The organism is Xanthobacter sp., from assembly GCF_041911315.1.
GTDB lineage: Bacteria > Pseudomonadota > Alphaproteobacteria > Rhizobiales > Xanthobacteraceae > Xanthobacter > Xanthobacter aminoxidans.
Genome location: NZ_JAYRPE010000087.1, coordinates 1 through 7,698 on the forward strand (window position 1 = coordinate 1; position 7,698 = coordinate 7,698).

8 protein-coding genes are annotated in these 7,698 nt (G+C 69.6%); all 8 read right to left on the reverse strand.

Going from position 1 to position 7,698, the window contains the following annotated elements; all coding sequences use genetic code 11:
• Positions 1-72: 72 nt before the first annotated feature.
• Positions 73-1,224, reverse strand: coding sequence for a flagellar motor protein MotB (locus ACE3QW_RS24770; RefSeq protein ID WP_374254730.1), 1,152 nt, complete (start codon positions 1,222-1,224; stop codon positions 73-75).
• Between the two features lie 12 nt (positions 1,225-1,236).
• The gene (locus ACE3QW_RS24775) at positions 1,237-1,902 is read right to left on the reverse strand and encodes a hypothetical protein (protein ID WP_374254732.1); all 666 of its coding nucleotides are present in this window, start codon (positions 1,900-1,902) and stop codon (positions 1,237-1,239) included.
• Complete coding sequence (fliF, locus tag ACE3QW_RS24780) at positions 1,899-3,566, reverse strand: flagellar basal-body MS-ring/collar protein FliF (protein WP_374254733.1); 1,668 nt, start codon at positions 3,564-3,566, stop codon at positions 1,899-1,901. Before fliF ends, ACE3QW_RS24775 begins: the two co-directional genes overlap by 4 nt.
• A gap of 441 nt (positions 3,567-4,007) precedes the next feature.
• Positions 4,008-5,051: a flagellin gene (locus ACE3QW_RS24785; RefSeq protein ID WP_250165285.1), complete on the reverse strand. Its 1,044-nt coding sequence runs from the start codon at positions 5,049-5,051 to the stop codon at positions 4,008-4,010.
• A gap of 252 nt (positions 5,052-5,303) precedes the next feature.
• Positions 5,304-6,077 (reverse strand): flagellar type III secretion system pore protein FliP, encoded by a 774-nt coding sequence (gene fliP, locus ACE3QW_RS24790; RefSeq protein WP_374254739.1) that lies wholly within the window; start codon positions 6,075-6,077, stop codon positions 5,304-5,306.
• A 26-nt stretch (positions 6,078-6,103) separates the two neighbouring features.
• Positions 6,104-6,613, reverse strand: coding sequence for a flagellar basal body-associated FliL family protein (locus ACE3QW_RS24795; RefSeq protein ID WP_250165284.1), 510 nt, complete (start codon positions 6,611-6,613; stop codon positions 6,104-6,106).
• A gap of 4 nt (positions 6,614-6,617) precedes the next feature.
• On the reverse strand, positions 6,618-7,349 hold the full coding sequence (gene flgH / locus ACE3QW_RS24800; protein WP_374254736.1) for a flagellar basal body L-ring protein FlgH: 732 nt from the start codon (positions 7,347-7,349) through the stop codon (positions 6,618-6,620).
• A gap of 26 nt (positions 7,350-7,375) precedes the next feature.
• Positions 7,376-7,698: MotE family protein (locus tag ACE3QW_RS24805; protein ID WP_374254737.1), on the reverse strand; the 323-nt coding region annotated here is incomplete at its 5' end.

A 7,698-nucleotide genomic window follows, 5' to 3' on the forward strand; every position in this document is an offset into this window, starting at 1 on the left:
CGTCGTCCTCGGCGCGGGCGGCGCCGGGCAGCAGCAGGGCGCCGGCGAGGAGGAGGAGAAGGCTAGGCCGGGTCATGAGGGCGCCTTCAGCAGGATCTCGATGCGCCGGTTCTGCGGCGCGTTGGGATCGGCATTGTTCTTCAGATTGCGGTCGGCGAGGCCCTCGATGGCGGTCACGCGCTTCTCGTCGAGGCCGCCGCGCACCAGCATGTAGAGCGCCATGTGCGCCCGCGCGCTGGAGAGCCGCCAGTTGTCGTAGGTGTCGGAGCGGAACGGCCGCGCATCGGTATGGCCGCGAATGACGATCTCGCCCGGCCGCGCGCCGAGCTTCTTGGCGATCTCGCCCATGGCCCGCACGAAGCGGGCGTCCGGCACCGCCGAGCCTACAGGGAACATGGTGAAGTCGAGATCGTCGGTGAGATCGACGATGAGACCTTCCTTCGTCGCCCGCACATCCACGCGCGGTGCTGCGCCCGGCGTGCCCACGGTGGCGGCGACCACCTGCTTCAGCTCGCTTTCCAGATCGCGTGCCGCCTTGCCGGCTGCCGCGGCCTGCGCAGCGGCCGCTTGTGCCTTCTCGGCCTGAGCCTTCTCCGGCTCCCCCGGCTTCGCGGCGCCGGTGGTGGCATCCGGGCGGCCGGAGGGCTGGTCCACCTTGGAGGGCTTGGCCTGCGGATTGCGCGCCTGCCGGCCGCTGGACATCTGCCAATAGGTGGGATCGAACGGATCGCGGTTCACGTCGCCGGCGCCCGTGCCGGGCGAGCCGGTATCGCCGACGGCGGCGTCGGGCGTGCCGCCCGCCCGCGCGTCGGCATCGCCGGCCAGCTTGTTCAGCACCGCATAGGGATCGCGGAACGCGGCGCGCTCCTTGTCGCCCTGCTGGCGGTCATCGCCCGCGCCGGTCTCGCGCCCCGTGGTGTTCTTGAGGCTGGATTGTTTGTCGCCGTCGGAAGACGTGCCCTTGGCCTTGGTGTCCTCGGGATCGTTCAGCCCGCGCACGTCGGTGATGCTGGAGGCGAGGTCTACCGGGTTGAAGTAATTGGCGATGGCCTTGCGTGTATCCTTGTCGGTGACGTTGATGAGCCACATGATGAGGAAGAAGGCCATCATCGCCGTCATGAAGTCGGCATGCGCCACCTTCCAGGCGCTCGAATGGTGCTCGTGCTCTTCGTCGTCGTGGCGCTTGACGATGATGATCTCGCCGTGGGGCTCCTTGCCGGACATGGCGCGCTCCCCTCAGTTGCCGCGGGCGGCGGCGGCCGCCCAGCCGGAGAGCTGGGTTTCCAGCACGCTGTCGTCGCAGGTGATGCGAAGGTCGCTCGCCGGTCCTTCCGCGAGAACGATGCCCTGCACGTCCGAGAGCCGCGCGGATAGTGCCGCCGCGAGGTCGCCCGAGCCGGTGATGGTGATGGAAGGTCCCGCCGCCCCGCCGCGCAGAAGCTCGCGTACCCGCCGGGCCAGTTCGTCGAGCGCGCGGGCGCGGGCGGCGCCGCTCACGAAGGGGCGCAGCACGGCGGCGAGCGCTTCGGAGAGGCGCGCTTCCACTGTGTCGAGGCCGGTGCCGATGAGGCCGGCCAGCCGCTCGCTTTCCTCGGCGCACCAGCGGGCGCGGGCCTCGCCGATCTCCTCTTCGAGGCGCGCGGCGAAGGCGGCCTCGGCATCGGCGAGCTGCTGCTCGCAGGCGGCGAGGGCGATGGACGCCTCCTCCAGCGCCACACGGCGGGCCTCCTCGGCCGCCGCGCGGAGGGCCTCGGCGCCGGGTTGCTCGTGCGGGCGCAAGGCGGGCGTCGGCGTGATCGCGGGAACGGGCGGCACGGCGCTCACCGGAGCGGAGCCTCTGGCTGGTCCGCGCGGCGCGACGCCGAAATGGGGCAGGTGGTTGAGAAGCGCGGTGGTGCTCATACACGGGCATCCTGATGCAGCCACTGGCGCAGGATCGCGGCGACCTGCTCCTCATCGAACTCGACGATCTGCTCCAGCCGCTTCTGCGGCGAGCGGTTGAGCCGGCTGGTGAGATCCTCGATCAGGCTCAGCGCGCCCGGCGCCGGCTCTCCGGCGGCGGGGTCGCCCGGCACCATGGAGGGGCCGGCGACGGCGGCGAGCGGGGCGCCGCCCGCCAGCATGGCGGCCTCGATGGCTTCGGCATCCTCCACCTCGTCGCGCTCGGGGCGGGCGAGGATGGCGCGCACGGCGGGCCTGAGGCCGAACCAGATCACCAGGCCGGCGACGATGAGGATGGTGGCGGCATTGATCATGGTGCCGGCCTGCCGCAGCAGCAGCTCGGACCACGGCAGCGGAGGCACCGGCTCCAGCGCCGCCCCGCCATTGGCGAAGGAGACCGCCGCGACCTTCAGCTTGTCGCCGCGTTCCTTCTCGAAGCCGGAGGCGGAGGCGACGAGCTGCTCCACCTCGTAGAGCTGCTGCTCCACCGGAATGGCGTCGGCGCCGCCGGCCGCGCCCATGAGGCGCTCCTTGTTCACCAGCACGGCGATGGAGAGGCCGCGCACGACGAAGGCCTCGCGCACGGTCTGCACGGTGCGGGTGGAGACCTCGAAATTGGTCAGTTCCTCGCGGCGGGAGGAGTTCTCGTTGGAATCGGTGCCGCCGTCGCCCTGCTGCTGCTGGCCGGGGATGTTCTGCTGCACCGACGTATTGGGCTGCTTGGTCTTGTTCTGGCTCTGACCCAGCTCCTTCACCACCCGCACCGAGCGCTCCACCTTGGAGGCGGGATCGAACGTGGTCTCGGAGGTGGTGACGCGATCGGTGTCGAGGCGGGCCGACACCTGCACCTCGAAATTGCCGAGGCCGAGATAGGGGGCGAGCGTGCGGCGGACCTTCTCCTCGGTCTCGCGGCTCACCTGCTGCTGGAGCATGGCCTTCTTGCCGGCGGCGGCGCTGGCACCGTCCTCGCTGGAGGAGAGCACCGCGCCCTCGGTGCTGAGCACCGTCACCTGGTCCATCTTCAGGCCGGGAATGGCGGCAGCGACGAGGTGGCGGATGGCCTGGGCGGTGGAGGCGTCCTCCGCCGTCTCGGTGCGGATGACGACGGAGGCGGAGGCGCTCTGCTGGTCGCGGCGGAACGAGCCGCGCTCGGGCAGCACGATATGGACGCGCGCCGCCTTGATGCCCTTCATGGTCTGGATGGTGCGGGCGAGCTCGCCCTCCAGCGCGCGCACCCGCGTCACCTCCTGCATGAAGGAGGTGAGGCCGAAGGCGCGGACGTCGTTGAACAATTCGTAGCCGGTGTTGCCGCTCTGCGGCAGGCCCTTCACCGCCAGCAGCATGCGGGCGCGGGCGGTGTCGGAATGGGAGACGAGGACGGTGGTGCCGTCCGCATTCACGTCGAACGGGATGCCCGCGTCCTTCAGCGCGCCGCCGATGCGGTTCACGTCCTCGCGGGTGAGGTTGGCATAGAGCGGCTCGCGCTCGGGCTGGCCGAGATACCAGGCGCCGAGCGCCACGGCAGCCACCGCCGTGAGGGCGATCAGCGCCAGCGCGATCAGGCGGCGCGCGCCGAGGTCGCGCAGATTGCGCCAGAGTTGCTCCAACTGCTCTTTGCCGATCATCGGCGGATCTCGTCTGATTGCGGCCGGCGCGCGCGGGGCGCGGCCGGGAACAGGGACCGGGCACGCGCCAACCGGAAGATCCGGTCGCGCTCATGTGCCTCGGGCGGCAATCTCGACGGTCAAACTTGCATGGGCGTTGCGGGGGCTCTGCGTCTCCCCTCTCCCCTTGCGGGAGAGGGGCCGGGGGTGAGGCCGGGCGCGATCCCCGCGTCCGCTCGTGCTGCGCCAGCCCCCTCACCCGTCTCGCGGCCTTGCCGCGATCCACCCTCTCCCGCGAGGGGAGAGGGGAAGAAGACGAAAAAAATGGCCACGCTCCGGGGGCGGAGGTGGCCGAGGGGGGCGTCGGGGGGACGCAGAAACTCAGGGCGCGCCGGAGAGCCGCGGGAGGGAGCGGCGCCGGCGCGCGGACCGCCGCGCCCGGAGGCGCGGCGGCGGACGCGATCAGCGGAACAGGGTCATCACGTTCTGCGAAGAGCTGTTCGCGATGGACAGGGACTGCACCGCGAGCTGCTGCTGCGTCTGCAGGGCCTTCAGCTTGGTCGATTCCTCTTCCATGTTGGCATCCACGAGGGTGCCGATGGAGGAGGTGTTGAGGTCGATCAGGCTCTGGGCGAAGGTCTGCTGAGAGTCGAGCCGGGTCGAGGTGGTGCCGAGCGTGGTGGCGCCGTTCTGCAGCTGCTGCATGGTGGCGTCCACGACCTTCACATAGGCCTGGATCTTCGCGAGGTCCGCATCGGTGTTGCCGAGGCTGGACACGTCGAAGTCCGTGATGGACTCGGTGCCGGCCGTGGCGGTGCCGCCGATGACGTACTTGGTGTCCATGAAGCCCTTGAGGCTGCCCGCGGTCGTGTCCACGGTCACGGTGGCGCCGCCGGTGACGTTCGCCGCCGTCGCCACAGCCGTGACGGCCTTGTCGAGGGTCGTGGACGTGCCGGTGGAGGTGCCGGCGGTGGAGGCGTCATAGACGGTGAACGTGCCGGTATCGATGGCGGTGGAGCCCACCGTCACGGTCGAGCCGGTGCGCGAGAAGGACGACAGCAGGTTCTTGGTGCCGTTGAAGCCCGAGGCGCTGGTGTCCACCGACAGCCAGTTGCTGCCGTTCATCACGGTGTTGTCGGCGGTGGTCTTGATCTCGCTGACGTAGGACGAGATTTCCGTCTGCAGCTTGGCCCGGTCGACGTTCGGCGAGAGGGCGGCCGTCAGGTTGTTCTTGATCTTCGCCAGCGAGGCGACCACCGCGTTGACGCCGCTGGAGGCCGCATCCACCGAGTTCTTGTCGAGGCTCATGGCATCCTTCACCGCGCCCAGCGCCCCGTTGTCGGAGGTCAGGGTGGTGGCGATGGACCAGTAGGCCGCGCCGTCGTTGGCGGAGTTGATCCGCTTGCCGGTGGAGACGTGGGCGTTGGTGGTGTCGAGGTTGGAGTTGATCGTCCGCAGGGTCTGCAGGGCGACCATGGCGGAGTTGTTGGTGATCAGGCTGGTCATGGGAATGTCCCTCTGTGACTTGGAATGAAGGGGGACATGCCGGGCTCGCACCGGCATGGCAGGGCGGCATCATGCCTTTGGATGGCCGGCCCGCAGAGCACGCGCCGATCTGATTGCACCGCAATCAGATCGGATGACGCGTTCTCTTCGCTCTAGGGGTCCGGCGCCCGGCCCTTTGCGGCGCCGGTCAACCTGCCATGGAAGAGACGATAGGGCGGCAAGCTTGCGCGAGGCTTGCTCGCCTCGGTGCTCTCAGAAGAACGAGCGGATCAGCCCGCCGACCAGCAGGTTCCAGCCGTCGATGAGGATGAAGAACAGGATCTTGAACGGCAGGGAGATGACCGCCGGCGGCATCATCATCATGCCCATGGACATGACCAAAGTCGCGACGATCATGTCGATGATGAGAAACGGCAGGACGATGAGAAAGCCGATCTCGAACCCGCGCCGCAGCTCCGAGATCATGAAGGCGGGGATGAGCACCCGCATGGGCACTTTCTCTTCGCTCGCCTTCTCCGGCGCTGCCGGGGCATTCGCGGCCTCCTCCGCAGGCTTGTCGCGGGAGGCGATGTCGGCGAACAGCTTCAGGTCTTTGCCGCGCACATGGGTGAGCATGAAGTCGCGGAACGGGTCGGCGATGCGTTGCAGCGCCTCTTCCTCGCCGATCCGGTTCTCGGTGAGGGGCTTCACCCCGTCCTGCCAGGCGCGGTCGAAGGTCGGCCCCATCACGTAGAAGGTCATGAATAAAGAGAGCGAGACCAGCACCAGGTTGGCCGGCGTGGAGGGCAGGCCGAGGCCCGAGCGCAGGAAGGAGAAAGCGATCACGAAGCGGGTGAAGCTCGTGACCATGATGAGCAGCCCCGGCGCCACGGACAGTACCGTGAGCAGGGCGACCATCTGGATGAGCCGCCCCGCCGTGCTGCCGCCGCCCTCGGGCAGAAGCTGCTCCAGCGACGGCAACTGCGCGGCGCCCTGTGCAAGGGCCGGCGCGGCGGACAGGAGCAGGCCGGCGACGAGCGCGCACATCAGCGCCGACTGGCGCGCGGGCGCCCTCACTGCACCACCAGCGTGGAGAGGATCAGTTCGTCCACCTTGCCGTCGGAGCGGGCGCGGGCCCGCTCGTTCAGGTCCTCGCGCAGGTGCTGGAGCGCGCTCGGGCCTTCGAGCTGGCTGAGCGCGAGGGTGCGCATATAGGCCATGATGTCCTCGCGCAGCTCGGCGGCGGTCACGTCCGGGTTCACCAGCGCGCCGTTCTTGAACACGATGGCCGTCTCGATCCGGATGAAGGTGGAGGAGGGCGCGGACAGGTTCACCACCACCGGTTTGAGATCCTTCAGCACCAGGTCGCCGGAATGGCGCAGCGGCGGCGCCGGCTTCTTCTCCGGCTCGGCGGCGACCTTCTTCGTCACCGCCTGCTCCACCGTGCCGGCGAGCTGGAGCCCGAGCCCCGCCCCGGCGGCGAGCGCCAGCAGCGTGACGATGAGGAGTGGCACGAGGAGGCCGGGCTTCTTCTCCGGCGCTCCGTTCGGGCCGAGGGCTTTGGCGGGGGCTGCGGTGGCCATCACGTCACCAGGGCGTCACGACGTCGTAAATGCGCTGGCCCCAGGCGGGCTGCTGCACATCCGTGAGCCGGCCGCGTCCGCCATAGGAGATGCGCGCCTCCGCGATCTTGTCGTAGGGGATGATGTTGGTGGACGACACGTCCAGCGGGTTGACGATGCCAGCGATGGTCAGTTCGCGCACCTCGTAGTTCACCAGGATCTCCTGCGAGCCGCGAATGACGAAATTGCCGTCGGGCAGGATCTCCGTCACCACCACCGCCACGGAGAGGCGCAGCTTCTCCGAGCGGTCGATGTTGCCCTTGCCCTTGGTCTTGGTGTCGCCGTTGATGTCGAGATTGCCGGAGCCCGCGCCCGCGTTCGCGCCCTTGCCGAAGCCGGAGAGGGTGAGCGCCGCGTCGAAGCCGAGATTGCTTTTTGATTCCCGCGAGCGGTCGGTGGCGTTGTCGAACTGCGCCTTGTCGTCGATGGCGATGGCGACGCGGATCACGTCGCCCACCTTGGCCGCCCGCAGGTCGCGATACATGCTCTGGGAGCGGTTGAGGTCCCAGGTGGAGCGGAAGGTGGTCTTCTGCGGCTGCTGGAAGGTCATCGGCAGCGGGTCGCGCTTGGCGGTGTCGAGGCCGTAGCCCACGGGCGTCAGCGTCGGCCCGGTGGCGAGGTTGTCATAGGTGCTCTTGCAGCCGGCGAGGGCGAGGCAGGCAAGCGCCGCGAGGGCGATCTGCGGGGCGGGGCGCATGGCGTGAGGGGCCTTTCTGGCGCGCATCAGCCCGGCCGCCCGGCGGTGCGGGGGGCGTCCGGCCGCGCGTCCTGCGCGCGGCGGGCCATGCCCACCATGGTGGAGGTGAGGCGGGCCGCGCGGGCCGGCTCGCTCTCGTTGAGGATGGCGCTGGCGACGCGGGGCGAGAGCCGCGCCAGCACGGCGGCCGCCATGTCCTCGTTCATGGCCGCGAGCTGGGCGGCAGCGGCGTCCGGGCGCATCTGGGAGACGACGGCGATGAGGCTCTCGTCGGCCTTCTTCAGGAACGCCTCGCGGCGCGCCAGCCATTCCTGGTATTCGGCGCGCTTGGCCTCGAGCTGGGCGAGGC